Here is a 24,741-nt window from a genome sequence, read left to right on the forward strand (position 1 = left end):
TCCGTCACGGGGCGTCCGGTCGCCACGGCGGGGCGATCAGCCGCGGCGACGGGCCGTGTGACGCCCGGTTCGGCGGGCGCGGCGGTCTGCGGAGCCGGGACGGGTGCCACGGGCGTCGGTGGTGCGGTCACCCACGCGGGGAGGCCACGCGTCCCGGTCACTGGCGGAGGGGTCGGCACGTCCGGCGTCGACGCCTGGTCCGGCGTCGCGCCCGGCATGCGGTGCTGGCCCACGCGTGCTCCCTCTCGATGGTCCGTCCTACTGTTCTAGTGCGCGGCGCCCGTTCCCGGACGCCCCAGTGCGGGTGACGCCGGTAGCGTCTGCGGCATGGCAGACATCGAACACCGTCCTCTCGGTCCCTCCGGCCTGGTCGTCTCGACCGTCGGGCTCGGCTGCAACAACTTCGGCAGACCAGGCACCGCCACCGAGACGCAGGAGGGCACGGACGCCGTCGTCCACGCTGCGCTCGACGCCGGAGTCACCCTGTTCGACACCGCGGACATCTACGGCGGCGAGCCCGGCCGGAGCGAGTCGATGATGGGCAGGTCCCTCACCGGTCGTCGCGACGAGGTCGTGCTCGCGACGAAGTTCGGCAGCGACATGCGCGGTGCGAACGGGCCCGACTGGGGTGTCCGTGGCTCGCGTCGGTACGTCCGGCTCGCCGTCGAGGGGTCGCTGCGTCGACTCGGCACGGACTGGATCGACCTGTACCAGATGCACGTCCCCGACCCGATCACGCCGATCGAGGAGACCCTGTCCGTGCTCGACGACCTCGTGCGCGAGGGCAAGATCCGCTACATCGGGCACTCGAACTTCGCCGGGTGGCAGATCGCCGAGGCCGAGCTCACCGCCTCCATCGCCGGCACCACGTCGTTCGTGTCGGCCCAGAACGAGTACAGCCCGCTCGCTCGTGGTGCCGAGGCCGAGGTCCTGCCGGCGGTGCGGGCCTACGCGCTCGGGTTCCTGCCGTACTTCCCGCTCGCCAACGGCCTGCTCACCGGCAAGTACACCCGACGCGGCGGCGGCCCGGCGGACGCCCGGATCACGAACATCAAGCCGCAGCTGCTCGACGACGCCCCGTGGGACGTCATCGAGGAGTACCAGAGCTTCTGCGAGGCCAGGGGCGTGACCATGCTCCAGGCGACGTTCGCGTGGCTGCTGGCCCAGCCCGGACTCACGAGCGTCATCGCGGGTGCGACCAAGCCGGAGCAGATCGCCCAGAACGTTGACGCCGGTTCGGCCTGGACCCCGTCCGAGGACGACCTCGCCGAGATGACGCTGGTGTTCGAGGGGGTCTGACCCGAGCGCCGACGTACGGCGGCTGGGCGTTCCTGCGCCGTCCGCGCGTAGCGTCCGGGACATGGCAGGCAACCTCCCCGGACGATCCATCCACGACCTGACCGCGGCCGCGTGGTTCGGCGGCTCCCTCATGGGTGCCATCGGGCTCAACGGTGCCGCGGCCCGCGCCAAGGACCCGGAGGAACGGACCCGTCTCACCACCATCGGGTGGCGGCGCTGGGGACCGATCCAGACGGGCGCCGTCGTGCTGCACCTGCTCGCCGACCTCGACGTGACCGCGCACAACGCGCCGCGGAGCGCGGTCCAGCACGGCATGCACCGCATCAACACCTACAAGGCCGTCGTGACCCTGGTCGGCGCGGGTGTGACGCTGTGGACGGCCGTCGTCGGCAACCGCTACGGCAAGCTCGTCGAGGCGGACGCGCGCAAGGGGCAGCCGGCGGCCGGGGCCACGGAGCCGGCGCCTGGCACGTCACCCGAACTCGCGCGCGTGCAGCGGAAGCTCCAGCGCCTGCAGTGGCTCCAGGCGATCTTCGGCGGTTGGATCATCGTGGTCGGTGCCAAGGAGGGCGAGATGCAGCGCCCCCACAACGTCGCGAAGGGCGTGGTGCGCAAGGCGCTCCGCCGCCGCTGACCCGGGCGGGCCGGCCCGGCCGCCCGGCCGGCCCCGCCCCCCTTCGCCGAGATCGCAGAAGATGCCGCTCCGACCCAGGTCAGAGCGGCATCTTCTGCGATCTCGGCGGGTGTGCCGGGGGGGGCTGGCGGCCGCGGCCGCCAGTGGCCGCGGCCGCCAGTGGCCGCGACCGCCAGCGGCCGCGGCCGCCGGCCCGGACTCACATGTCGCGGTAACGCTTCGCGTCCGCGACCGCCAGCTCGAGGTCGATCGCGGCGTACGGCTTGACGTACCCGGGGGTGTCGCGCTGGATGCGCCAGCCCTCGCTCAGACGTCCGATGTCCACGGCGTCGAACCCGAACTCGTCGATCAGGTCGCCCACGGCCTGCTTCGCCTCGTCGTCGTCACCGGCCACGACGAGGGCACGGCGCCCCTCGGTACCGCGCGGGGTCCCCGCGGTGGTCAGGTCGGCCGCGGCGATGTGGTTGAAGGCCTTGACGACGTGCGACTGCGGCAGGTGGTCCTGGAGCAGTTCCGACACCGTGGTCGTCTCCTCGTCGAGGGCCGCGATCTGCCCGTCACGCTGCGGGTAGTAGTTGTTCGTGTCGATCACGACCTTGCCGACGAGGGGCTCGACGGGGATGGTCTCGATCGCGGCGAGCGGCGTGGTCACGACGACGACGTCGCCCTTGGTCGCTGCGTCCTCCGGGGTCCCGGCGGTCGCGTGCGGTCCGAGTTCGTCGACGAGGTCCGACAGGGTCTCGGGGCCGCGTGAGTTGCTCATCACGACGTCGTAGCCGTTCTGCACGGCGAGCCGGGCGAGCTGCGAACCGATGTTCCCTGATCCGATGAATCCGATGGTGGTCATGGATCGAGTGTGCTCCGGTCGGACGCGCGATGGTCAGCGCACGTCCGGGCAGCGCGCGGGGGTGGCGGGCAGGATGGCACGATGGCCCACGAGTTCCGCAACGAGACCGACCGCGACCGCTACGCGCTCTACGTGGACGGGGCCCTGGTCAGCGTGCTCGACTATCGGGTGAACGGCGACTCGATCGCGTTCCCGCACACGTACACGGTGCCCGCGCATCGGGGTCACGGCTACGCGGGTGAGCTCGTCGAGCAGGCCGTCGCCGACGTCGAGGCCACGAGCACCCGCCGGATCGTCCCGATGTGCTGGTTCGTCGGTCAGTGGTTCGAGGACCACCCGGACAAGGCCGACCTGCTCTCCCGATGACCCCCACGATGCGGACCGCCTGGTGATCCCGGCGCCTCGGCAGTAGTGTCCCGCCGAGGCGGTCGTCCGACGTCGTGACCGCTGGAGAGGACACTCCCGTGCAGCGAATCGTCCCGTTCCTCTGGTTCGACGACCAGGCCGAGGAGGCCGTCACCTTCTACACGGGCCTGTTCCCGGACGCCCGCATCGACTCCATCGGCCGATGGCCGGACGGCACGCCCGACGCGGGCAAGGCGCTCGTGGTCGAGTTCACGCTCTTCGGGCAGCGATGGCGAGCGATGAACGGCGGACCGGGGCACCCGCACTCCGATGCGATCTCGTTCCAGGTCGACTGCGACACGCAGGACGAGGTCGACCGGCTCTGGGACGCGTTCACGAGCGACGGCGGCCATGAGGTGGCGTGCGGGTGGTGCACGGACCGGTGGGGCGTCGCGTGGCAGGTCACGCCCGTCCGACTCGCCGAGCTCCTCGCGGACCCCGTTCCCGAACGGCGGACCCGCGCCATGCTCGCCATGCAGGACATGGTGAAGCTCGACATCGCCGCGCTCGAAGCAGCCGCCGACGGACGCGGAGGCGCGGGGACCGCGGGCTGAACCTCGCTCCGAACCGGGGGTGCTCAGGCAGCGACGACCTGCTCCTCCTCCAGTCGGGAGACCTCGCGTTCGCGGGCGATCCGGGTCCGTCGGGCGACGAGTCCGTGCACGACGAGCACCAGGAGCACGGCGGTGGCCAGCCAGAGCGCCAACACGAGGGCGCTGCGGCCGAGGGACGCCGCGGGGAAGTACTGCAGGTCCTGTGCCGCTCGCAGCCAGGCCGCGCCGCTCCAGAAGGTGTGGAGTCCCGCGAACAGCCCGGGCTGGAACGCCGGCTGGAAGATCCCGCCCGACGACGTGAAGTTGAGCATCACGAACAGCATCGTGAGGATCGGCGTGGTCCACCGGCCGAGCATCGGGTGGAGTCCGACACCGAGCGCGATGATGACCAGGTCGTACATCCAGGCGAACAGGAAGATCGGCCACGCATGGTGCGTGATCACGCCGTAGACGGGACCGGCGATGACGACGCCGATCCCCGCGACGACCCCGGCGGTCGCGACGCCGATGACCGCCGTCCAGAGCAGGCGGAGCCGCCCGGAGAACGCGGCGACCGCGATCGCGCTCGAGTACCCGCCGACGCTGAGTGCGACCAGCAGGAAGAAGAGTCCCTGGCCCGTCGCGTCCTCGTCGTGCACGGCGACGACGTCGACCACGTGGAACGGCAGGTGCTGCTGGTAGGCGATGGGCACGAAGATCCGCTCGGCAGCGGTCGCGGTGGTGTCCGACGCGGCGGTGGACACGTAGAGGGTGGCGCTCGTCGACCCCGGCGCGTACACGGCCGCCAGATCACGGTCGCGGATCGCCGCACGCGCATGGGCGGGGTCCTCCACCACGTGGGCGACGAGCGCGCCGTCGGACCGGTCGGTGACGGTCTGTGCGAACACCTGGGTCGCGGCTCCCGTGCCGACGACCCCGACGGGCAGGTCCTTCGGGGCCGGGGCGTGGAATGCGCCGAGGTAGGCCAGGCCCATCCCCGCGGCGAGGAACAGTGGGACGAGGATGTGGGAGGCGAACGACAGCAGGAGCCGACCGAGCCCGGCGGGACGGAGCATGGACGGCTCGTGCGCGGGCGCGCTGCCGGCGTGGCGGTCGGCGGCGTGACCGGGCGTCGGCCGCTCGGTCAGGCGACGGACGGGTAGCAAGTTGTTCTTTGCAACATCGGACACGTGTTGCACTGTACAACTTCGATTCCCGGTCCGCTAGCGTGTCGCGTACACGACGCGGTGCACCGCGCACGCTGGCACGTTCGCGGAGCGGGTCGCGGCGGACGCGACGACAGGGAGGGACTCGTCGATGGAGCAGGGAACCGATCGGCTTCGTGCCGCCGAGATCACCCGGGCCTACCGGGAACTCGCGCGGATCACCCGGCGCGCCGCGGTCCGCGCACGAGGTCCCGAAGCCGCGCTCAGCATCGTCGACCACTCGCTGGTCGACTTCGTCGCCCAGCACTACGGGTGCATGGCGATCGACATCGCCCGGTACCTGCGGCTCAACCGGTCGACGATCTCACGCCAGTTGTCGGGCCTCCTGGCCGCCGGCCTGATCGAGCAGGTCGACGGGGGCACCGGGAACGCGAAGCCGCTCGCGGTGACGGCGGCCGGCGAGGCGGCGCTGGAACGCTCCGTCCGCGTGCACCGCGAGAGCCTGGAGGAACGGCTGGCGTCGTGGTCCGACGACGACGTCGCGCTGCTCGCCGGTCTGCTCGAGCGCCTCAACGCCGCGGAGACCGAGGACCCCGTGCCGGTTCCCGACGTCGACGACGACGACCTGCCGGGCGCCGCGGCCCCGATGGAGGCCTGACCGTGCCCACCCGCCTCGTGTTCCTGTCCGACACCCACCTGCCCCGGCGCGCGAAGGACCTCCCGCCGGCGCTCTGGGCAGCGATCGAGGACGCCGACCTCGTGGTGCACGCGGGGGACTGGGTGGACCTGGCGACCGTCGACCGGATCGCAGCCCGGGCTCGACGGCTGGTCGCGGTGCGCGGCAACAACGACGTCGAACCGGGGTTCGCGGACCGGCTGCCACTCGTCGCACACGAGCACGTCGAGGGCCTGCGGTTCGCGGTCGTGCACGAGACCGGCGCCGCGGCGGGACGCGACGCCCGGATGGCGCAGCGGTTCCCCGACGTCGACGTCCTCGTGTTCGGGCACTCGCACATCCCCTGGGACTCCACCGCGTCGAGCGGGCTCCGACTGCTCAACCCCGGATCGCCGACGGACCGGCGACGACAGCCCGACCACACGTGGATGACCGCGGTGGTCGACGGTCGCGACCTCGCGGTCGAACTCGTGCGCCTCCCACCGGTCCCGCGGGAGCGCTGAGGCCGCGGCGCGACCCGACTGGCCGTGCGGTGTGCCGACGTGGGACGCTGGGGCGATGACGGACGACCGGCACGACGAGCGCGCGGTGCCCGCGGAGGCCGCGCCGTCCCTCCCGCCGGGTCCGCCGCCCGGCCCCCGGGACCCGGGCGACGCGTGGGCGTACGGGCCGGACGGTCAGAAGGCGTGGGGCCTGTTCGGCGCCGCGGGGCTGCTCGTCGACGACGGCGCGGGCCGCGTCCTGCTGCAGCACCGTGTGGAGTGGAGCCACCACGGCGGGACCTGGGGCATCCCGGGTGGTGCCCGACACCAGGGTGAGGACGCGGTCACCGGAGCGCTCCGCGAGTCCGCGGAAGAAGCCGGTGTCCCCGCCGCCGCGCTCCGGATCCGCCACACCTCCGTGCTCGACCTCGGGTTCTGGACGTACACGACGGTGGTGGCACGCGCCGTCCACCCGTTCCGGGCCGAGGTCGGCGACCGCGAGAGCCTGGCCCTCGACTGGGTGCCGGTCGACGACGTCGAGGGGTTGCCCCTGCACCCGGGGTTCGGCGCGAGCTGGCCGGCCCTCCGCGGTGTGCTCGTGACCGAGCCCGTGGTCGTCGTCGACGCCGCGAACGTCGTCGGCAGCGTGCCGGACGGCTGGTGGCGGGACCGCGCCGGCGCCGCCGAGCGACTCGTGGACGCGATCGGCGCGCTCGCCGCGTCGGGACTGGCCGCTGCAGAACTCGGACTGGGTGCTGGTCGCTGGTGGCCGCGGTGGTCGGTCGTCCTCGAGGGAGATGCGCGAGCCGCCCGGACCGACGGCCCCGAGGTCGAGGTCGTCCGCGCGACCGGCGCGGGTGACGACGCGATCGTCGAGTCCGTGCACCGGGCGATCGCGAGAGCGGCCGGTCCGGTCGTCGTCGTGACGGCCGACCGCGGGCTGCGAGCGCGCGTCGAGGCCCTCGGAGCGTCGGTGACGGGGCCGTCCTGGCTCCGAGCGCTGACCGCTAGCTGATCGCACCGCCCGCGACGGCCAGGTCGGGTGCCGGGTCCACCGCGGCGCGGACCGCTGCGGCGAGTCCGGTGACGAGCACGTCGAGCGACACCGTCGGGACGGCGTCGTCCGCCTCGCGCAGGGTCTCGGGTGTCGCGGGCACGTGCACGAACCCGGAGCGCACCCCGGCCCCGGCCAGCGCCTGCAGCGCGTAGAACACGTGGTTGCACACGTACGCGCCGGCCGTGGCGGACAGCGCGGCCGGTGCGCCCGCCGCGCGTGCGGCGGCGACCATGCGCTTGACCGGGAGCGTCGTGAAGTACGCGGCCGGGCCTCCCGGCAGGACGGGCACGTCCACGGGCTGCGCGCCGTCGGCGTCCGGGATCCGGGCGTCGTCGAGGTTGACGGCGACCCGCTCGGGCGTGATCGTGGTGCGCCCCTCGGCGAGCCCGACCGCGACGACGAGGTCCGGCGTCACCCGCTCGACGGCGTCACGGAGTGCGTCGACCGAGCGTCCGAACGCGACGGGCAGCAGGACGGCCTCGACGCGTTCCGGACCCGTCCAGGTCGCGGCGACGCGCTCGACGGCGTCCCAGGACGGGTTGCGGGGCGCGTCCGCGAACGGCTCGAACCCGGTCAGGAGGATCGTGGTCACGCCCGCGACCCTAACCCAGGTGCGCCGTGGGGTCGTCCGGTCCGACGCCCGCGGCCGCGGCGGGCAGGTGGCGGCGCGACGAGACGCCCACGAGCACCCACGCCACGAGACCGAGGCCGACGACCACGAGCAGGATCGCCGTCACCGGCGCGACGGCGGCCACCGCGGCGATCACGGCCGGGGCGAGGAACCCCGCGTACGCGACCGCGTAGAACACGCCGGTGAGGCCCGCGAGGTCCCGACTCGACGCGATCCGCTGCACCTCGAGCAGGCTCGACACCAGGGCGATGCCCATGCCGGCACCGACGACCGCGTTCGCCACGAGCCCGATCCAGACCGAGTCGGCCGCGATCGCGAGCGCGACGACCGCGGTGCCGACGGTCATCACGAGCACGGCGACGACGAGCCCGCGCGCGCTCGACACGGAGTGCACCCGTGCGGCGATCGGTTGGACCGCACTCGACACCCCGAGCGCGACGACCGTCGCGGCGGTCGCGAAGACGAGCCCCCAGCGTCCGGTCGCGTCGTGCAACTGGGTGGGCAGGTAGCCGTACGCGATCGCGGCGGACGCGAACACGAGCGGGGCCGACACCATGACCACGCGGACGAAGCGCCGGTGTCCGGCCGACGGCACGCGGAGCTGCCGCCACCAGGGCCCGGTGACGCCGCCGGACGTGTGGGTCTCGGGTGCGCGCAGCACGACGACGAGGAACGGGACCGCGACGGCGATGTGCACGAGGAACGGCAGGACCTCGGGGACCGGGCCCCACTGGGCCATGCAGCCGGCGACGAGTGCGCCGCTGCCGGATCCGAGGGTGAACGCGAGCGATGCCCGTCGTGCACCCGATCCGGCGTCCGCCGTCGGGTCGTACCGGCCCTGGGACAGTTCCTTCACCCAGCTGTTCCCGACCGCCATGGCGATGCCCACGGTGATCCCGGAGCACAGTCGCCCGGCCGCGAGGTACCCCGCGCCGAACGGACCGAGGGCCAGGAGGCCGCTGCCGACGAGCGCCGCCGTGACCCCGACGAGCATGAGGGGGCGGCGTCCGTGCCGGTCGGAGAGCGACCCGGCGACGAGCAGTGCCGGTGCGAGACCGAGGACGTACACGCCGAGGAACGCGTTGACGAGGAGCGTCGAGTAGTGCGCACGCTCCTGGTACATGAGCAGCAACGGGCTGAACTGGTTGCCGCCCCACGAGCAGACGAAGACGGCGCCCCACACCGCGAGCCACGGCCGCACCCGTGCTGCCCGCCGGCTCGTCACACCGGGCCGGCCGGGAGGCCCGGTCCGCTGCAACGGGACCGCTCCCGTCGACGTGTCCACGCTCACAGCGCGCCCCGGTGCCCGGCGACGTGGTCGCGGAGCACCTCGGCGTAGCGGGCGGCGTCGCCGGCGGCGACGGCCCGGGCCAGTGCGCGGTGCTGGTCGAGCGCCGGGTGGAGCTGTTCGGGACGGACCCGGATGAGCTGGTGCCGGAGGCGTTGCTGGCGGTCGTGGAGGAGGCGGGTGAAGTGCACCGCGACGGGGTTCTCCGCGGCCGCGACGACCGCGGTGTGGAACGCGTCGTCGGCGTCGACGAACCGGTCCACGTCGTGTTCCGCGATCGCGTCGGCCTGGTCGCGCAGGAGGTCGTCGAGCACGGGCACGAGGTCCGGACGCGGGCCACTGCGGAGTGCTCGGGTCGCCGCGGACGCCTCGACCGCTTCCCGCATCTCGAGGACGTCGGCGGACTCGCTCGGGGACATGGGGCGGACGACGGCGCCCTTCCGGGACTCGAGCGTGAGCAGTTGCTCCGCGGCGAGCCGGAGGAACGCCTCGTGCACCGGGGTCCGGCTGATGCCGAGCTCCTGGCAGACGACCCCCTCGCTGAGGAGGGCACCGCCAGGGAGTTCACCGCGGATGATCCGCTGCTTCGTGTGCTCGTAGGCGCGCTCCGCGGACGACATGTGTCGATCGTACGTCTTGCATGCAAGTGCCCGTGCAGCTTGTCCGAGGAGCATGTGAACATCGCGTTTCCGGCCCGGACTCCCGAGGTGCCACCGCGTAGATTGACGGGACGGCGTCGACGGCGACGTCCGACTGGAGGGACCGTCATGGAGAGGATCACGCGAGCCGAGGACCGTGTCCACCGCCCCGCTGGGCCCTGGACACCGACCGTCCACCGGCTGCTCGCACACCTCCACGAGCGCGGGTTCGTGGAGGCGCCGGAGCCGATCGCGCTCGGTGAGGTGCTCGAGACCGTGTCGTTCATCCCCGGTCTCGCGGGTGAGTACCCCTGGACCGACGACGTCGCGTCCGAGGCCGCGCTCGTCACCGCGGCCCGGCTGCTGCGCAACTACCACGACGCCGCTGCCACCTACGCGGTGGCGGCGGACGACGTGTGGTCCCAAGCCGACCGCGCTCCTGTCGAGACGATCTGCCACGGCGACTTCGCCCCGTACAACTGCGTGTTCGACGGCCGGGCCGCGGTCGGGATCATCGACTTCGACACGGCCCACCCCGGGCCGCGGGTGTGGGACGTCGCGTCGGCGGTCTACCGGTTCGCGCCGCTGACGACCGGGGACACCCCCGTGACGCGTCTCGACGACCAGCTCGCCCGTGCGGCCGAGTTCTGCCGTGCCTACGACCTCGACGCGTCCAGCCGAGCGGGGCTCGTGGAGGCCGTGGTCGCGGGCCTCGTCGCCCTCGTGACGACCATCGAGTCCGAGGCCGCCGCCGGGGACCCGAAGTTCGCCCGGGACCTCGCGGCCGGCCACGCCGAGCTCTACCGCGCCGACGTCGCCTACATCGAGCACCACGCCGACGCCATCCGGCACGCCGTGGCCTGAGCAGGGCTCCACGCGGGCGGCACCACACCGGCACGCAGCCCGCGCCCAGCGGGAGCACGGCGAGCCCACGGCGAACACGGGGCGTCCTCCGCGCGGCGAGCCGGTAGTGTTCCACCGCCATGAGCGACAGCCCTGCCGACGCCACCCCGTACGAGGTGCTCGGCGTCCCCGCCTCCGCCGACGACGACACCCTCCGGCGCGCCTACCGCCGGGCTGCCCGCGAGACCCATCCGGACCTCGGCGGGGACCCGCGCTCGTTCCGCCTGTTGCAAGAGGCGTGGGAACGCGTCGGCACCCCCGAGGCGCGCCGGGCGTACGACGCCGGAGCCTCCCGTTCGGCGATCGCCGGGCACGGACCCGCCGGCGACCCCACGGGGCGTCCGGCCTCGGGCCGTGACGCCTACGCGCCGCCCGCCGCGCGCCGCGACTCCCGCCCACGTGCCCGGTCCTTCGGGCACCCCGGCGGACTGTCGCGCGAGGTCTTCCTCGCCGCCGAGCGCGAGTGGGTCGGCCTCGGCGACCCGATCGAGGACCCGTACGACCCGGCACTCGTCCGCTCCGCCCCGCGCCACATCCGCCGTCTCCTGGCCGAGGCGCTCGCCGAGGAGGCGACCGCGGCGATCGTCGCCGACCTCGGGATCGGTGTGACCGTGTGGCACGACCTCGACGCCGGGCCGGAGGGCAAGCTGGACCACGTCGTCCTCACGACGAGCGGACTCTGGGCGCTCGAGTCCATCGACTGGGGTGCTCCCGTCCGCATCGAGCACGGCGAGGTCGTCGGCGCGACCCTCGCGCCGGGGGAGCGCCCGGTGCGCGAACTCGTCCGGGCTGCGCGCACCGTCCAGAAGGCGACCCGCGTCCGGTTCACGGGCCGGCTCCTGGTCGTCCCGGACTCCGCGGTCGACGACGACGTCCGGCTCGTGGGGCCGGCACGCAGACCGACCGCGTTCGTCGTGCGGCGGAGCGCCCTGGCCGGCGTGTTGCTCGGCCCCGGTGCCGAGACGGGATCGGTCGACGTGTTCGAGCTCCGCGCGCGGCTCCAGGAGACGGTCCGCTTCGTCTGACCGTGCTCGTCGTCGGACCGCGAGCGCCGAGCGCCGACCCGAGACGCGGCTTCAGTACCCGCGCAGCTTCTCGAGGTCGCGGCGCTCCCGCCCGGTCGGTCGACCCGCTCCGCGGTCCCGCACCGGCAACCAGGCCGTCTCCTCGCGCGGCGGCGGTGGGGGCGTCCGGTCCTCCAGACACGTGGCGGCCACCGGTGCCCCGACGCGCTTGACGACGATCCCGCGCACGACGACGATCCGTTCGACCCCGTTGGTCCGCAACCGCACCTCGTCGCCGATCCCGACCGACTGCGCTGCCTTGACGCGCTCGCCGTTCACCCGGACGTGCCCGGCACGGCAGGCAGCGGTGGCGGCGGAGCGGGTCTTCGTCAGCCGCACCGCCCACAACCAGCTGTCGACGCGGGCGCGGTCCATGCGCGACAGCCTATGCGGAACGCCCCGGTCCTACCATGAGTGCCGTGGACGACGACCCCGACGGCCAGGCCGACCCTGCCGACCACGCGGGCTCCGCTGCGCGTGACGACGTCCGCCGCGCGGACGCCCACCGCCGCCGGGCGCTCGCCCTCCTCGCCACCGCCCCGATCGGCACGCGCCTGGTGGTGCGCGCCCACCACGGCGACGGTGCGCGGGACGCCCTCGGCACGCTGGTCGCACGCACCGACACGATCTGCACGGTGCGCACCCGCCGCGAGGACGTCGACATCGCCCTCGCCGCCGTCGTCGCCGCCCGTCCGGTGCCACCTCCGCCGCCGCCCCGCGAGCGCCGACACGCGTCCTGAGCGCGCCGTCCGCGCGCCTCGCCGAACGGGGGACCCGACGCCCGTACCGTGAACGGCATGGTCCCCGCACCACAGGTACCGAACCCGGCACCGGCCCCGTCATCGGTGGGCCCGTCGTCGGTGGCCCCGTCGTCACCGGACGTGAGCTCGTCGACCGGGATGCCGGCGCCGTCGCCCGGCCGGTCGACGCCGGGTCGCCGCGAGCACGCGGACACCGTGACCGACCGCACCGCCCGCGTCAGCATCGCGCGCCCCGCGTCCTGGGCGACCGTGCACGCCGCCGACGCGGACCTCCGGACCACGGGTGACGGCGTCACCGTGACCGTGCGCTCCCGCCCCAGCGACAACGGCATCGCGGACGAGACCGCCGCGCTGGTCGCTCGGCTGCCCGGCTCGGTCGACGGCGTGCTCGTCGTCGGGTGCGACCCGTGGGGGAGCGCCGGGGCGCCGGCCCGCCTCGTCGAGTACCACCGCCCCGCTCCGCCGCTGGAGGCCGCCGCCGCGACGGACCGTCCCGCGGTCGGCGAGTCGGACGGCACCGAGCACGGACACGAACCGCACCGGCCCGTTCCCGCCGTCGGCCACCGCGCCCCCGACCGCACGGGCGTCTTCGTGTCGCACCTGCTCGTCACCACCGGTCGCCACCGCATCGACGTCGTCGCCGAGCGCCCGCTCGCCGTCCTCGACGCCACCGACGACGTCGTCGCCCGCGTGCTCGAGTCCGTCCGCGTCGTCGGCCCCGCGCCGGCCGCAGCCCACCCGTCACGCGTGCTCGAGGACGTCCCGGTCCCCGTGCGCCCGACGCTCGCCCCGTTTGGTGTGCCGGTGGACGCCGAGGCGCTCGCCGCGCTGCAGGGCATGGCGGGTCGCCGTTGGAACCCCGCGGTCCTCCGGTCGCCCGGCGGTCGCGCGCTCATCGACCAGGGGCTCGTCGGCCGCTTCGGCACCGTCCCGTCACTGACGAGCGCGGTGCTCGCGCCCTGGGAAGCCGGCGTCGACCCAGTCACGCTCGAGCAGCAGCGGGAGGACGGGCCCGCCACCCGGCTCCGCTGGTGGCGCGGCGACGCCGCCGTGACCGTGCTGGACGGGACCGAGGAGGCCGGCTTCCGCATCGGCAGCGTCGACGACGCCACGCTCCTGGCGCTCGCGGCCGGGAGGCTCGGGGTGACCCCGTCGTGGACCTTCGCCTTCGCGACGCCGCGGCTCCCGGCCGCGGTCCTGGACCGCCGGGTCGAGGACCCGACGGCCCGCCCCGACCTGCCGGTGGCGGTCCGCACGGCCGATCCGGTGCTCGCGCGGTTCTGGGACGCCCCGTGGACCGTGTCGCACCTCCGGGTGCCGACGCGGCCGCGTCCCGTCACGGTGGTCCACGCCGCGGGCGTCGGCTTCGCGCGCATCGGACGGGCGACGGCCGAGGGGACCGCGATCCGGGTCGAGGCGTCCGCGAACGTCCACCGTCTGCTCGTCCGCACGGTCCTGGCGGGCTGACCCCGGTCCTCCCGGACGTCCCGCGTCAGGCGGCCGGACCGGCGACGAGCGTCGCGGTGACCGTTCCCGCCGTGCCGTCGGCGGCGGTGTACCCGACGGTGACCGAGTCCCCGACGGCGTGTGCCTGGATGAGCTCGGTGAGCTGATCGGCACCGGTCACGGCGGTGCCGTCGATGCTCGTGATCGTGTCGCCCGCGGCCAGCCCGGCGTTCTCGGCCGGGGACCCGGACACGACGCCCTGCAGCGTGACACCCGAGCCGGTGGTCGGAGTCGTCGACGAGACCTCCGCGCCGAGGAAGGCCGGGGTCCCGATGACGATCGTCGAGGTCGCGGTGCCGGACAGGATCCGTTCGGCGATGCTCTTGGCCGTCGCGATCGGGATCGCGTACCCGGTGACGTCGCTCGTGCCCGACGACGCGGCGGTGGTCATCCCGACCACCTCGCCCTCGGAGTCGAGCAGCGGACCGCCCGAGTCGCCGGACACGACGTCGGCCGCGACCTCGATGAGACCGGTGAGCGACTCCGTGCCGGTGCCGGACTCGCTCTGCACGGTGATGTCCTGGTCGAGCGCGGTCACGGAGCCCTTCGCGGCGACGAGTTCGCCCTGGCCCTCCGCGTTCCCGACGTCGGTCACGGTGTCGCCGACGGCCAGGTCGTCGTCGTCGTCGAGCGTCGCGGTGGTGAGGTCCGACGCCCCGCGCAGCTCGAGCACGGCGACGTCGTCGGTCTTGTCGGTGCCGACGACGTCCGCCGTGTAGGTCTTGCCGGTGGACTCGACGGTCACCTCGATGCTCGTGGCGTCCTCGACGACGTGGTTGTTCGTCAGGATCTCGCCGTCGGAGGAGATGATCATCCCGGTGCCGGCGGCCTGCGACGAGGAGTCGTAGTCGAGCGTCGTGTCGATCGTCACGATCCCGGCCTTCTGCGAGTCGGTGGCCGCGGTCCGGGCGCTGTCGGTGGATCCACTCGACCCCGTCCCGCTCGTCCCGGAACCGCTCGATCCGCTCGACGAGCCGTCGCCCGGGACGGACCAGCCGCCACCGATGCCGCCGCTGTCCGACGATCCGTTGCTCGAGGACCCGCTCGACTGGCTCGAGGTCGTGGTCCCCGTGTCCCGGGAGGCCAGGCCGAAGGCGGTGCCGCCCGCGGCGCTGACGATCGCGAGGGTGGCGACACCCGCCCCGACCATGAGGCCGACGCGGCGGCGCTTCGGCTTCGCTCCCGCGGTCGCGTCGGTGGCGCCCGCCGTGGCCCCGACGAGGTAGGGGCCGTGGCCGTCGTGCGTGTACGTGTAGGGGCCGGAGCCGTCCGGCGCGTAGAGGTAGGGGCCCGATCCGTCGAACGCGTAGGCGGACCGTAGCGTGCTCGGGTCGACGTGCGGTGCCGCTGCGGGAACCGGCGTGCCGATGGGCTGCGTGTTGTCGCGCGGGGCGTCCTCGTCGCGCTCGTCGTCGGCGGGGGTGGTGGGGTGCTCGGTCATTGGTCTCTCCGGTGGCTCGTCCGACAGCCGGTGGGGCGTCGATGCGTCCAGTACAGGACCCGATCCGATGAGTGACCTATGAGCGGCGTGGACAGCGGCTCCGCACTCCCTCGGGAACGGCTGCGGCGCCGTCCCCGTCTCCACCGCGCCCGCCGTTCGACCGCGGGGGAGCCGGACTAGGCTTGCGCCGATGTCCCCGACCGCTCGTCCGCGCCGAGCGCGCCTCGTCGGGACGACCGCCGTGTCCCTGGTGGTGCTCGTCGCGGCGTGCGTGCTCAGCGTCATGGTCGGCGCGCGTCCGATCGATCCGCTGACGGTCGTCACGGTGCTCCTGCACCCCGGCCGGACGGACGAGATCACGCTCATCGTCGTCGGCGAGCGGGTGCCCCGGACGGCGCTCGGACTCGTCGCCGGAGCCGCGCTCGGGGTGGCGGGCGCGGTGATGCAGGGCGTCACCCGCAACCCGCTCGCGGATCCGGGCATCCTCGGCATCAACGCCGGCGCCGCACTCGCGGTGGTCGTCGGGACGACGGTGTTCGGGATCGCGGGCACGGCGGCGACGCTGCCGTTCGCCTTCGTCGGCGCCGCCGTCGCGGCCGTCGTGGTGTACGGGATCGCATCGGCCGGGAGGCGCGGGCCGACCCCGGTGGGCCTCGCTCTGTCGGGTGCCGTGGTCGCCGCCGCACTCGGGTCGGTCACGACCGCGGTCCTCCTGACGCACCAGTCGGCACTCGACCGCATCCGCTTCTGGCAGGTGGGTTCGCTGGCGACGGGGGACCTGCACGTCGTCGCTGTCGTCGCCGTGCCGGTCGTCGTCGGCCTGGCCATCGCCATGACCCTCGGCCGGTCACTCGACACGCTCGCCCTCGGGGACGAGCTCGCGGCGTCCCTCGGGCAGCGGGTCGTCGTGGCGCGGGCACTCGGCGCGCTCGCCACGGTCCTCCTGGCGGGCGCGGCGACGGCGGCGATCGGACCCGTCGGGTTCGTCGGGCTCGCGGTGCCGCACGCCGTCCGCCGTGTCACCGGTCCGGCGAACCGGTGGACCCTGCCGTTGTCCGCGATCGTGGCCCCGGCCCTCCTGCTCGTCGCCGACGTCATCGGTCGTGTCGTCGCCTTCCCGGGCGAGGTCCAGGTCGGCATCGTGACGGCGGTGATCGGCGCTCCCGTGTTCATCGCGCTCGTCCGGAGCAGGGCGGTGCGGGACCTGTGAGCGTGTCGACCCGGACCCCTCGGCGACCACGGGGCACCGATGCCGGACTGCGGCGCGAGCTCCTCGTGCTCGCGGGGGCCCTCGTGCTCGTCGTGGTGCTCGCCGTCGCCGCGCTCGGCCTCGGCGAGATCGCGATCTCCCCGGGTGAGGTCCTGGCCGCGCTCGTGGGACGCGCGGACCGCGTGACGGACTTCGTCATCACCGAGCTCCGCGGGCCCCGGCTGCTGGCGGCGGTCCTCGTCGGCGCGAGCCTCGGCACCGCCGGCGGCATCGTGCAGAGCGTCGTGCGGAACCCGATCGCGAGCCCCGACGTCATCGGGATCACCTCGGGAGCGAGCGCGTCGGGCATCACGGCCATCGCGCTGTTCGCCGCCTCGGGGCTCACCCTGTTCTCGGTCGTCGTCGTCGGTGCCGTCCTCGTGACGGTCGTCATCGCCGCGCTGAGCTGGCGCGGCGGGATCGGGGACAACCGGCTCGTCCTCGTCGGCGTCGGCGTCGCGGCGATCGCCGTGAGCGTCACGGGGTGGATGCTCACGCGCGGGAACGTGCAGGACGCCGCCGTCGCGCTCGTGTGGCTCACGGGCAGCCTCAACGCGGTCGACCCCACGGTGCTCGCGGTGCTGGCGGTGGCGTTCGTCGTGCTGTTCGTCCTCGCCCTCCTCCAGTCGCCGCGGCTCGGGGTGCTCACCCTCGGGGACGACGTCGCGGCGTCGTTGGGGCTGCCGCCGGACCGGACCAAGGTGCTGCTCGTCCTCACCGCGGTCGGCCTGAGCGCCTCGGCGGTGGCGGCTGCGGGCCCGGTGTCGTTCGTCGCGCTCATGGCCGCGCCGATCGCCCGTCGTCTCGTCGGTCGTGGTCGCGTCGCCCTCGCTCCCGCCGCGGCGGTGGGGGCCGTCATCGTGCAGGCGAGCGACCTCGTGGCGCAGTTCGCGATCCCCGGGGTGGCGGTGCCCGTCGGCGTCGTCACGGGCATCGTCGGTGCGCCGTACCTGCTCTGGCTGATCGCGCGCGGGCGCTGACCGCGCCCGCCCGTTCCACGCTGCTCCACGCCGACCGAGCGGGACCTCCCGGCGGTCCCGCCGTGTGCGGGACGTGTGTGGACCGTGCGGTCGCTCCACAGGAGTGAAAGGGCGTTCGCGGTGCCGCGCGTTTCCGATACGCTGGTCCGCCAGAAGGAGGTCCACGATGGCAGGTCCAACGGGTCCGCGCGACGGCGCCGCACGATCCGATGCGCCCGAGCGGCGCGTCGACACCACCCTGACCTTCAGCATGGACATGGGGGCGGCGCTCACGCCGGAGAACGGTGTCTCGACCGAGGAGATCGACGCGATCGGCGCGCTGCCGTCCGGGTCGGCGCTGCTCGTCGTCCGCCGCGGGCCGAACGCCGGGGCTCGGTTCCTGCTCGACTCCGACGTCACGACGGCCGGGCGGCACCCCGACGCCGACATCTTCCTCGACGACGTCACGGTGTCGCGCAAGCACGCCGAGTTCCTCCGGCACGGCACGAGCTTCAGCGTCAAGGACCTCGGATCGCTCAACGGCACCTACTTCGACGGCGTCCGCATCGACGAGGCCCTGCTCGCCGACGGCGCCGAGGTGCAGGTCGGCAAGTTCCGCCTCACCTTCTACGCGTCCCGCGTCGACATCGCGCGCCTGGCGACCGCGTAGTGCCGGCGCGGAGCGCTGCGGCCCGGTCGACGGCCGCGGGTCCCGACCTGCTCACGATCGGGCAGGTGCTCGCGCGGTTGAAGCCCGAGTTCCCGGACCTGTCGAACTCCAAACTCCGGTTCCTCGAGGAACGCGAGCTCGTGACGCCGATCCGGACCGAGAGCGGATACCGCAAGTTCTCGCCCGCCGACGTCCAGCGGCTCCGGATCGTCCTGGGCCTGCAGCGAGACCACTATCTGCCGCTCAAGGTCATCAAGGAGTACCTGGCCGACCTCGACGCCGGGCGCGACCCCGTCCTGCCGGGTGGTGCCGACGGCCCGCGGCCCTCGATCCTCGGCACCGAGCGGCGGTACACGCGCGACGAGCTCGTCCGCGCGGCCGGCGCGACCCCGATGCTCGTGTCGGACGCCGTGTCCGCGTCGCTGCTGCCGGCCGTCGAGCACTACGGCGAGGACGCCGTCACCGTCGTCAAGGCGCTCGTGGAGTTGCAGCGCACCGGCATCGAGCCACGGCATCTCCGCACGTTCCGGGCGTCGGCGGAGCGCGAACTCGGTCTCATCGAGTCGGCGCTCATGCCCGTCCGGCGCCGGTCCGACGCCACCTCACGCGCCAAGGCGGCGGAGCTCGCCCGCGAGATCGCAGGGCAACTCGAGGTCGTCCGGTCGAGCCTCATCCGGGCTGCGATCGGGCGGTTCGACGCCTCGTGAGCACGGGGCCCGAACGTGGACAGCCGGTGTCGGTCGGGCTTATCCTCGACACGCCGAACTCCCCGGTGCGGATGTCCCGGGACGACCGGGTCCGACTCGCTAGCGTGGACCTCGGCACAACTCTCAACCGATCGTTGAACGTTCGGTTGCGGGCCGGAACGTCGTGGAAGGCAGTCTGATGAGTGGGAACGAAACGCCCCGGACCCCCGGGGACGCACCGTCCGACGCAGCCGTGGACACGCCCGACGGCGAGCTGACCCGCTACGACCTCGGCCTGCTGTTCACCGACGGCATGCCCGAGCGCGACGAGTCCAACGGCTACCGCGGCACCGTCGCCGCCCGGGCCGCGGGCATCAGCTACCGCCAGCTCGACTACTGGGCGCGGACGGGCCTCGTCGAGCCGACCATCCGTGGCGCTGCGGGGTCCGGTTCGCAGCGGCTCTACGGCTTCCGCGACATCCTCGTGCTCAAACTCGTCAAGCGCCTGCTCGACACCGGCATCTCGCTGCAGCAGATCCGCACCGCGGTGAACCAGCTCCGCGAGTCGGGGGTGAACGACCTGGCACAGACGACCCTGATGTCCGATGGGGCGTCCGTGTACCTCTGCACCTCGAACGACGAGGTCATCGACCTGGTCTCCCGAGGGCAGGGTGTCTTCGGCATCGCGGTCGGCAAGGTCCTGCGCGAGGTCGAGACGAGTCTCGTGGAACTCGACTCGACGCCGGCGGCCGACCCGAGCGACGAACTCGCGGCGCGCCGGGCCTCCCGGGCCTCCTGACCGGCGCGGTCTCCCGGGCCTCCTGACCCGCGCGGTCTCCCAGGCCTCCTGACCCGCGCGTCCGACGCGTCACACGGCGCAGCGCACACGGCAGGCGGCACGGGGACGCCGCGCCTCGGCCGGCTCAGGCCTGCGCGACCCCCTCGGCGTACTCGCCGATCTTGCCCGTCCGCATGATCCGCTCGAGCAGCAGGTCGAAGTTCCGTGCCATCTCCTGCGCGGACTCGCCCGGCCACACGTGCAGCGGCTTCGCGGCACCCTGGGCCTGCTGCAGTGACGTCCGTTCGGGCAGCTGGGGCGACAGCACGAGCGGGCCGAACATGTCGCGGAGCTCCTTGATGCGGAACTGGTGCTCGAGCGACTGCACGCGGGCACGGTTGACGATGATGCCGAGCGGCTGGAGGCGCGGGGAGAGTCCGCGGCGGATCTCCTCGATGGCGCGCAGTGCACGGTCGGCCGCCGCGACGGAGAACAGCCCCGGCTCGGTGACGACGGACACGCGGTCCGAGGCGGCCCACGCCGTGCGGGTCAGGGCGTTGAGCGAGGGAGCGCAGTCGATGAGCACGAGGTCGTAGTCGGCCTCGACGTTGGCGAGGGCCTCCTCGAGCTTCCAGATGTCCCGGATCGAGGGGTGCGGACCGTCGAAGTTGATGGCCGAGGGAGAGCCGACCATGACGTCGATCTTGCCCTGGCGTCCCTTGGTCCACCCGGACGGGGCGATCGCCTGACGGACGATCTTCTCCTTCGGGTTCTCGAGCACGTCGGCGACGTTGAGGTGGCCGGCGAGCGAGATGTCGAGCCCCGTGGAGACGTCCGACTGGGGGTCGAGGTCGACCACGAGGGTGCGGAGTCCCTTGGCGAACGCGGCGGACGTCAGGCCGAGGGTCACGGTCGTCTTGCCGACGCCTCCTTTGAGGGAGCTGACGCTGAGTACATGCACGTCGAGACACGATAGCCCCACTAGGGTTGAACCACCTCAAGATCCGCCGTGCTCGACGGCCGATCGCGCCGTCCGCCCGGGCACCACGACGACGCCCGGGTGCATGCCGAAAGGGCAGCCCGTGTTCCGCAAGATCCTGGTCGCGAACCGAGGCGAGATCGCCATCCGGGCGTTCCGCGCCGCGTACGAGCTCGGTGCCCGGACGGTCGCCGTCTACCCCTACGAGGACCGGAACTCCGAGCACCGGCTCAAGGCGGACGAGGCGTACCAGATCGGCGAGCCCGGTCACCCGGTCCGCGCCTACCTCGACGTCGCCGAGATCGTCCGCGTCGCCCGTGAGTGCCGCGCGGACGCGATCTACCCCGGGTACGGCTTCCTGTCCGAGAACCCGGAGCTGGCGGCCGCTGCGGCAGCGGCCGGCATCACGTTCATCGGCCCGGGCGAACGCGTGCTCGAGATGGCCGGCAACAAGGTCACGGCGAAGGAACACGCCGTCGCGGCGGGGGTGCCCGTCCTCGCCAGCACGCCGGCCTCCCGCGACGTCGACGAGCTCGTGCGCGGCGCCGAGGCCATCGGGTTCCCGGTGTTCGCCAAGGCCGTCGCCGGTGGCGGTGGCCGGGGGATGCGCCGTGTCGCCCGGCCCGAGGCCCTCCGTCCCGCCCTCGAGGAGGCCATGCGCGAGGCCGACAGTGCGTTCGGCGACCCGACGATGTTCCTCGAGCAGGCCGTGCTCCGGCCCCGGCACATCGAGGTCCAGATCCTCGCGGACGCCACCGGCGACGAGGCCGGGACCATCCACCTGTTCGAGCGCGACTGCTCGGTGCAGCGCCGGAACCAGAAGGTCATCGAGATCGCGCCGGCGCCGGACCTCGACCCCGCGGTGGCGGCAGCGCTGCACCGGGACGCCGTCGCCTTCGCCCGGTCGATCGACTACGTGAACGCGGGCACGGTCGAGTTCCTGCTCGACACCGTCGGCGAGCGCGCCGGGCAGCACGTCTTCATCGAGATGAACCCCCGCATCCAGGTCGAGCACACCGTGACCGAGGAGGTCACCGACGTCGACCTCGTCCAGGCGCAGATGCGGATCGCGGCGGGCGAGACGCTGGCGGACCTGGGGCTGTCGCAGGAGGACGTGGCGGTGCACGGCGCTGCCCTGCAGTGCCGCATCACGACCGAGGACCCGTCGCAGGGCTTCCGCCCGGACACCGGCCGGATCACGACCTACCGGAGCCCGGGTGGCGCGGGGGTCCGCCTCGACGGCGGCACGGTGTCGACCGGCGCGCAGATCAGCCCGCACTTCGACTCGATGCTCGCCAAGATGACGTGCCGCGGGCGGTCGTTCCCCGCCGCGGTCGCCCGGGCCCGTCGTGCCCTCGCCGAGTTCCGCATCCGCGGCGTGAGCACGAACATCCCGTTCCTCCAGGCCGTCCTGGAGGACCCGGACTTCGCTCGCGGTGACATCAGCACGTCGTTCATCGAGGAGCGCCCGCAGCTGCTCGGCGGCCACGTCTCGCGGGACCGTGGCACCAAGGTGCTGGCGTGGCTCGCGGACGTCACCGTCAACCAGCCGAACGGGCCGGGCACGGGTGCACTCGACCCGGCGGTGAAGCTCCCGCATGTGGACCTGGGACAGGAGCCGCCGGCCGGGCAGCGGCAGCGCCTCCTCGCCCTCGGTCCGGCGCGCTGGGCGGAGGCCCTGCGCGCGCAGACGGCCCTGGCCGTCACCGAGACGACCATGCGCGACGCCCACCAGTCCCTGCTCGCGACCCGCGTCCGCAGCACGGATCTCGTCGCGGTCGCCCCGTACGTCGCGCGGCTCACCCCGGAACTGCTCAGCATCGAGGCCTGGGGCGGCGCGACGTACGACGTCGCCCTGCGGTTCCTCGGCGAGGACCCGTGGGAACGACTCGCGGCCCTCCGTGCGGCGATGCCGAACATCCCGATCCAGATGCTCCTGCGCGGCCGCAACACGGTCGGCTACACGCCGTACCCGACCGAGGTCACCGCGGGTTTCGTCGCCGAGGCCGCGGCGACGGGCGTCGACGTCTTCCGCGTGTTCGACGCCCTCAACGACGTCGCGCAGATGCGACCCGCCCTGGAGGCCGTGCTCGCGACCGGCACGGCCGTCGCCGAGGCCGCGCTCTGCTACACGGCCGACCTGCTCGACCCGGCGGAGGACCTCTACACGCTCGACTACTACCTGCGCCTGGCGGAGCAGATGGTGGCGGCGGGTGCGCACGTGATCGGGATCAAGGACATGGCGGGCCTCCTCCGTGCCGGTGCTGCCGAGCGCCTCGTGGCGGCCCTGCGGGAGCGGTTCGACCAGCCGGTCCACGTGCACACGCACGACACCGCCGGCGGGCAGCTGGCGACCCTCCTGGCGGCGAGCCGCGCCGGAGCGGACGCCGTCGACGTCGCGGCCGCGCCCATGGCGGGCACCACGAGCCAGCCGAGCATGTCGGCGCTCGTGGCGGCGCTGGCGCACACGGAGCGCGACACCGGGCTCGCACTGCGGGCGGTGAGCGACCTCGAGCCCTACTGGGAGGCCGTCCGCCGCGTCTACCGGCCGTTCGAGTCGGGCCTCCCGGGTCCCACCGGTCGGGTGTACGTGCACGAGATCCCGGGCGGGCAGCTGTCGAACCTCCGGCAGCAGGCGATCGCGCTCGGCCTCGGCGACCGGTTCGAGGAGGTCGAGGACCAGTACGCCGCGGCCAACCGGATCCTGGGACGCCCGACCAAGGTGACCCCGTCCTCCAAGGTGGTGGGCGACCTCGCACTCCAGCTCGCGGCGGTCGGCGCCGACCCCGCCGACTTCGAGCAGCACCCCGAGCGGTACGACGTGCCGGACTCGGTCGTGGGGTTCATGGCGGGCGAGCTCGGGGACCTGCCCGGCGGCTGGCCGGAGCCGTTCCGCAGCAAGGTGCTCGCCGGGCGCGAGGTCCACCTCACGACGACGCCGATCTCGGACGAGGACGCCGCGGTGCTCGCCGAGCCGGGCCGGGCGCGGCAGGCGGCCCTGAACCGGCTCCTGTTCCCGGGTCCGACCGACGAGTTCCACCGTGTCCGGGACCAGTACGGCGACCTCTCGGGCGTGGGGACCGCCGACTACCTGTACGGGCTCAAGCAGGGGCGGGAGCACGTCGTGTCCATCGCCCGGGGCGTCACGCTCCACGTCGGCCTCGAGGCCATCGGCGACGCCGACGAGCGCGGCATGCGCACGGTCATGACCACCCTGAACGGGCAGCTTCGCCCCGTGTATGTCCGTGACCGGTCGGTCGCGGTGGAGTCGAAGGCCGCCGAGAAGGCCGATCGCGACGACCCGGGTCAGGTCGCGGCACCGTTCTCCGGTGTCGTGACGCTCAAGGTGCAGCCCGGCGACCACGTCGAGGCGGGTCAGGCCGTGGCGAGCATCGAGGCGATGAAGATGGAGGCGGCGATCACGACGCCCCGTGCGGGAACGGTGACGCGGCTGGCCGTCCCGGTGACCCAACAGGTCGACGCCGGGGACCTCCTGGTGGTGGTCGCCTGATGACGGTCCGTCCCATCCGGTTGTTCGGCGACCCCGTGCTGCGGTCACCGGCCGACCCGGTCCGGATCGGCGCGGACGGCGTCGCGGACCTCGTGCAGGACCTCCTCGACACGGTGCGGGTGCCGGGCCGTGCCGGCGTGGCCGCGCCGCAGATCGGCGTCGGACTGCGCGCCTTCAGCGTCAACGTCGACGGTTTCGTCGGCTACGTGCTCAACCCGGAGCTCGTCGAGACCCGTGGCGAGCCCGAGCTCATGGACGAGGGATGCCTCTCGGTGCCCGGCCTGGCGTACCCGACCCGACGGTTCCCGTACGCGCGGGTGCGGGGCCTCGACGTCGACGGCGCCGAGGTCGTGCTCGAGGGCGAGGGGCTCATGGCGGAGGCGCTGCAGCACGAGACGGACCACCTCGACGGCACCGTCTACGTCATGACGCTCGATCCGGAGACACGACGACGTGCGCTCCGCGACATCCGCGGGCAGGATTGGTTCTGACCGGGGCGCACATCGCTCCCGACGCGGTCACCCCCGTTCACGGGGTGGACGCGGATCAGGTTCCCTGGTCACCGTGGACCCGGACGC

26 protein-coding genes are annotated in these 24,741 nt (G+C 73.5%); 18 read left to right on the plus strand and 8 right to left on the minus strand.

Annotation, left to right across the window (positions count from 1 at the left end; genetic code table 11):
• Positions 1 to 327: 327 nt before the first annotated feature.
• Both DEI81_RS00740 and DEI81_RS00745 read left to right on the plus strand, forming a co-directional pair.
• Positions 328 to 1,299, plus strand: a complete 972-nt coding sequence (locus tag DEI81_RS00740) for an aldo/keto reductase (RefSeq protein ID WP_111008598.1) — start codon at positions 328 to 330, stop codon at positions 1,297 to 1,299.
• Positions 1,300 to 1,360: 61 nt separating this feature from the next.
• Positions 1,361 to 1,933 (plus strand): hypothetical protein, encoded by a 573-nt coding sequence (locus tag DEI81_RS00745; RefSeq protein WP_111008599.1) that lies wholly within the window; start codon positions 1,361 to 1,363, stop codon positions 1,931 to 1,933.
• Between the two features lie 199 nt (positions 1,934 to 2,132).
• Here DEI81_RS00745 and DEI81_RS00750 read toward each other — a convergent pair whose 3' ends face one another.
• Positions 2,133 to 2,780 carry an NADPH-dependent F420 reductase gene (locus DEI81_RS00750; RefSeq protein ID WP_111008600.1) on the minus strand — a complete coding sequence of 216 codons (648 nt, stop codon included), beginning with the start codon at positions 2,778 to 2,780 and terminating at the stop codon, positions 2,133 to 2,135.
• An 81-nt stretch (positions 2,781 to 2,861) separates the two neighbouring features.
• Here DEI81_RS00750 and DEI81_RS00755 point away from each other — a divergent pair, with 81 nt between their 5' ends.
• Entirely contained in the window at positions 2,862 to 3,146 is a 285-nt protein-coding gene (locus tag DEI81_RS00755; protein WP_111008601.1) for a GNAT family N-acetyltransferase, read from the plus strand.
• A gap of 98 nt (positions 3,147 to 3,244) precedes the next feature.
• Positions 3,245 to 3,739: a VOC family protein gene (locus DEI81_RS00760; protein WP_111008602.1), complete on the plus strand. Its 495-nt coding sequence runs from the start codon at positions 3,245 to 3,247 to the stop codon at positions 3,737 to 3,739.
• Between the two features lie 23 nt (positions 3,740 to 3,762).
• Here DEI81_RS00760 and DEI81_RS00765 read toward each other — a convergent pair whose 3' ends face one another.
• A complete protein-coding gene (locus tag DEI81_RS00765) occupies positions 3,763 to 4,908 on the minus strand; it encodes a hypothetical protein (RefSeq protein ID WP_146243975.1) in 1,146 nt (381 codons plus the stop codon).
• A gap of 127 nt (positions 4,909 to 5,035) precedes the next feature.
• Between DEI81_RS00765 and DEI81_RS00770 the strand changes: the two genes are divergently transcribed.
• Genes DEI81_RS00770 through DEI81_RS00780 form a run of 3 tightly spaced genes read left to right on the plus strand, consistent with a single transcriptional unit; the run spans position 5,036 to position 7,057 of the window.
• Entirely contained in the window at positions 5,036 to 5,542 is a 507-nt protein-coding gene (locus DEI81_RS00770; protein ID WP_111008604.1) for a MarR family winged helix-turn-helix transcriptional regulator, read from the plus strand.
• Positions 5,543 to 5,544: 2 nt separating this feature from the next.
• The gene (locus tag DEI81_RS00775) at positions 5,545 to 6,063 is read left to right on the plus strand and encodes a metallophosphoesterase (RefSeq protein ID WP_111008605.1); all 519 of its coding nucleotides are present in this window, start codon (positions 5,545 to 5,547) and stop codon (positions 6,061 to 6,063) included.
• A gap of 55 nt (positions 6,064 to 6,118) precedes the next feature.
• Positions 6,119 to 7,057 carry an NUDIX hydrolase gene (locus DEI81_RS00780; RefSeq protein ID WP_111008606.1) on the plus strand — a complete coding sequence of 313 codons (939 nt, stop codon included), beginning with the start codon at positions 6,119 to 6,121 and terminating at the stop codon, positions 7,055 to 7,057.
• Here DEI81_RS00780 and pcp read toward each other — a convergent pair.
• From pcp to DEI81_RS00795, 3 genes are read right to left on the minus strand one after another with little or no spacing between them, the layout of a single operon-like run.
• Positions 7,050 to 7,691: a pyroglutamyl-peptidase I gene (pcp, locus tag DEI81_RS00785; RefSeq protein ID WP_111008607.1), complete on the minus strand. Its 642-nt coding sequence runs from the start codon at positions 7,689 to 7,691 to the stop codon at positions 7,050 to 7,052. The genes DEI81_RS00780 and pcp overlap by 8 nt on opposite strands.
• Positions 7,692 to 7,701: 10 nt before the next feature.
• On the minus strand, positions 7,702 to 9,021 hold the full coding sequence (locus DEI81_RS00790; protein ID WP_220035604.1) for an MFS transporter: 1,320 nt from the start codon (positions 9,019 to 9,021) through the stop codon (positions 7,702 to 7,704).
• Positions 9,018 to 9,638: a GntR family transcriptional regulator gene (locus DEI81_RS00795; protein ID WP_181435284.1), complete on the minus strand. Its 621-nt coding sequence runs from the start codon at positions 9,636 to 9,638 to the stop codon at positions 9,018 to 9,020. The genes DEI81_RS00790 and DEI81_RS00795 overlap by 4 nt, the downstream gene beginning before the upstream one ends.
• A gap of 147 nt (positions 9,639 to 9,785) precedes the next feature.
• Between DEI81_RS00795 and DEI81_RS00800 the strand changes: the two genes are divergently transcribed.
• Together DEI81_RS00800 and DEI81_RS00805 are read left to right on the plus strand one after the other, a co-directional pair.
• Entirely contained in the window at positions 9,786 to 10,520 is a 735-nt protein-coding gene (locus tag DEI81_RS00800; RefSeq protein ID WP_111008610.1) for an aminoglycoside phosphotransferase family protein, read from the plus strand.
• A gap of 119 nt (positions 10,521 to 10,639) precedes the next feature.
• A complete protein-coding gene (locus DEI81_RS00805; protein ID WP_111008611.1) occupies positions 10,640 to 11,584 on the plus strand; it encodes a DnaJ domain-containing protein in 945 nt (314 codons plus the stop codon).
• 51 nt (positions 11,585 to 11,635) lie between these two features.
• On the opposite strand, the gene DEI81_RS00810 is transcribed toward DEI81_RS00805, so the two are convergent.
• Entirely contained in the window at positions 11,636 to 11,998 is a 363-nt protein-coding gene (locus DEI81_RS00810; RefSeq protein WP_111008612.1) for an RNA-binding S4 domain-containing protein, read from the minus strand.
• A gap of 44 nt (positions 11,999 to 12,042) precedes the next feature.
• On the opposite strand from DEI81_RS00810, the gene DEI81_RS16450 reads away from it, so the two are divergent.
• Both DEI81_RS16450 and DEI81_RS00820 read left to right on the plus strand, forming a co-directional pair.
• Positions 12,043 to 12,363, plus strand: coding sequence for a hypothetical protein (locus DEI81_RS16450; protein WP_258368395.1), 321 nt, complete (start codon positions 12,043 to 12,045; stop codon positions 12,361 to 12,363).
• A gap of 216 nt (positions 12,364 to 12,579) precedes the next feature.
• Positions 12,580 to 13,851, plus strand: coding sequence for a hypothetical protein (locus tag DEI81_RS00820; protein ID WP_146243976.1), 1,272 nt, complete (start codon positions 12,580 to 12,582; stop codon positions 13,849 to 13,851).
• A 25-nt stretch (positions 13,852 to 13,876) separates the two neighbouring features.
• On the opposite strand, the gene DEI81_RS00825 is transcribed toward DEI81_RS00820, so the two are convergent.
• The gene (locus DEI81_RS00825; protein ID WP_258368396.1) at positions 13,877 to 15,331 is read right to left on the minus strand and encodes a S1C family serine protease; all 1,455 of its coding nucleotides are present in this window, start codon (positions 15,329 to 15,331) and stop codon (positions 13,877 to 13,879) included.
• Between the two features lie 190 nt (positions 15,332 to 15,521).
• Here DEI81_RS00825 and DEI81_RS00830 point away from each other — a divergent pair, with 190 nt between their 5' ends.
• The 5 genes from DEI81_RS00830 to DEI81_RS00850 all read left to right on the plus strand — a co-directional run bounded on the left by DEI81_RS00830 (position 15,522) and on the right by DEI81_RS00850 (position 19,694).
• Complete coding sequence (locus tag DEI81_RS00830; RefSeq protein WP_111008614.1) at positions 15,522 to 16,541, plus strand: iron ABC transporter permease; 1,020 nt, start codon at positions 15,522 to 15,524, stop codon at positions 16,539 to 16,541.
• Complete coding sequence (locus DEI81_RS00835) at positions 16,538 to 17,560, plus strand: iron chelate uptake ABC transporter family permease subunit (RefSeq protein ID WP_258368397.1); 1,023 nt, start codon at positions 16,538 to 16,540, stop codon at positions 17,558 to 17,560. Before DEI81_RS00830 ends, DEI81_RS00835 begins: the two co-directional genes overlap by 4 nt.
• Positions 17,561 to 17,726: 166 nt before the next feature.
• Positions 17,727 to 18,209, plus strand: a complete 483-nt coding sequence (locus DEI81_RS00840; protein ID WP_111008615.1) for an FHA domain-containing protein — start codon at positions 17,727 to 17,729, stop codon at positions 18,207 to 18,209.
• Positions 18,209 to 18,916 (plus strand): MerR family transcriptional regulator, encoded by a 708-nt coding sequence (locus DEI81_RS00845; RefSeq protein WP_111008616.1) that lies wholly within the window; start codon positions 18,209 to 18,211, stop codon positions 18,914 to 18,916. Before DEI81_RS00840 ends, DEI81_RS00845 begins: the two co-directional genes overlap by 1 nt.
• Before the next feature lie 292 nt (positions 18,917 to 19,208).
• Positions 19,209 to 19,694, plus strand: a complete 486-nt coding sequence (locus DEI81_RS00850; RefSeq protein ID WP_258368453.1) for a MerR family transcriptional regulator — start codon at positions 19,209 to 19,211, stop codon at positions 19,692 to 19,694.
• Between the two features lie 124 nt (positions 19,695 to 19,818).
• Here DEI81_RS00850 and DEI81_RS00855 read toward each other — a convergent pair whose 3' ends face one another.
• Positions 19,819 to 20,634, minus strand: a complete 816-nt coding sequence (locus DEI81_RS00855; protein ID WP_111008618.1) for a ParA family protein — start codon at positions 20,632 to 20,634, stop codon at positions 19,819 to 19,821.
• 121 nt (positions 20,635 to 20,755) lie between these two features.
• Between DEI81_RS00855 and DEI81_RS00860 the strand changes: the two genes are divergently transcribed.
• Entirely contained in the window at positions 20,756 to 24,163 is a 3,408-nt protein-coding gene (locus tag DEI81_RS00860; protein WP_111008619.1) for a pyruvate carboxylase, read from the plus strand.
• Positions 24,163 to 24,654: a peptide deformylase gene (locus tag DEI81_RS00865; protein ID WP_111008620.1), complete on the plus strand. Its 492-nt coding sequence runs from the start codon at positions 24,163 to 24,165 to the stop codon at positions 24,652 to 24,654. The genes DEI81_RS00860 and DEI81_RS00865 overlap by 1 nt, the downstream gene beginning before the upstream one ends.
• The last annotated feature ends 87 nt before the right edge of the window (positions 24,655 to 24,741 follow it).

This window comes from Curtobacterium sp. MCBD17_013 (genome assembly GCF_003234565.1).
Classification (GTDB): domain Bacteria; phylum Actinomycetota; class Actinomycetes; order Actinomycetales; family Microbacteriaceae; genus Curtobacterium.

Bases quoted from the DNA above. Each gene is read 5' to 3' on its own strand.
- DEI81_RS00740 (WP_111008598.1), top strand. From the start codon at position 328: ATGGCAGACATCGAACACCGTCCTCTCGGTCCCTCCGGCCTGGTCGTC.
- DEI81_RS00745 (WP_111008599.1), top strand. From the start codon at position 1,361: ATGGCAGGCAACCTCCCCGGACGATCCATCCACGACCTGACCGCGGCC.
- DEI81_RS00750 (WP_111008600.1), bottom strand. From the start codon at position 2,780: ATGACCACCATCGGATTCATCGGATCAGGGAACATCGGTTCGCAGCTC.
- DEI81_RS00755 (WP_111008601.1), top strand. From the start codon at position 2,862: ATGGCCCACGAGTTCCGCAACGAGACCGACCGCGACCGCTACGCGCTC.
- DEI81_RS00770 (WP_111008604.1), top strand. From the start codon at position 5,036: ATGGAGCAGGGAACCGATCGGCTTCGTGCCGCCGAGATCACCCGGGCC.
- DEI81_RS00780 (WP_111008606.1), top strand. From the start codon at position 6,119: ATGACGGACGACCGGCACGACGAGCGCGCGGTGCCCGCGGAGGCCGCG.
- DEI81_RS00795 (WP_181435284.1), bottom strand. From the start codon at position 9,638: ATGTCGTCCGCGGAGCGCGCCTACGAGCACACGAAGCAGCGGATCATC.
- DEI81_RS00800 (WP_111008610.1), top strand. From the start codon at position 9,786: ATGGAGAGGATCACGCGAGCCGAGGACCGTGTCCACCGCCCCGCTGGG.
- DEI81_RS00805 (WP_111008611.1), top strand. From the start codon at position 10,640: ATGAGCGACAGCCCTGCCGACGCCACCCCGTACGAGGTGCTCGGCGTC.
- DEI81_RS00810 (WP_111008612.1), bottom strand. From the start codon at position 11,998: ATGGACCGCGCCCGCGTCGACAGCTGGTTGTGGGCGGTGCGGCTGACG.
- DEI81_RS00825 (WP_258368396.1), bottom strand. From the start codon at position 15,331: ATGACCGAGCACCCCACCACCCCCGCCGACGACGAGCGCGACGAGGAC.
- DEI81_RS00830 (WP_111008614.1), top strand. From the start codon at position 15,522: ATGTCCCCGACCGCTCGTCCGCGCCGAGCGCGCCTCGTCGGGACGACC.
- DEI81_RS00840 (WP_111008615.1), top strand. From the start codon at position 17,727: ATGGCAGGTCCAACGGGTCCGCGCGACGGCGCCGCACGATCCGATGCG.
- DEI81_RS00850 (WP_258368453.1), top strand. From the start codon at position 19,209: ATGCCCGAGCGCGACGAGTCCAACGGCTACCGCGGCACCGTCGCCGCC.
- DEI81_RS00865 (WP_111008620.1), top strand. From the start codon at position 24,163: ATGACGGTCCGTCCCATCCGGTTGTTCGGCGACCCCGTGCTGCGGTCA.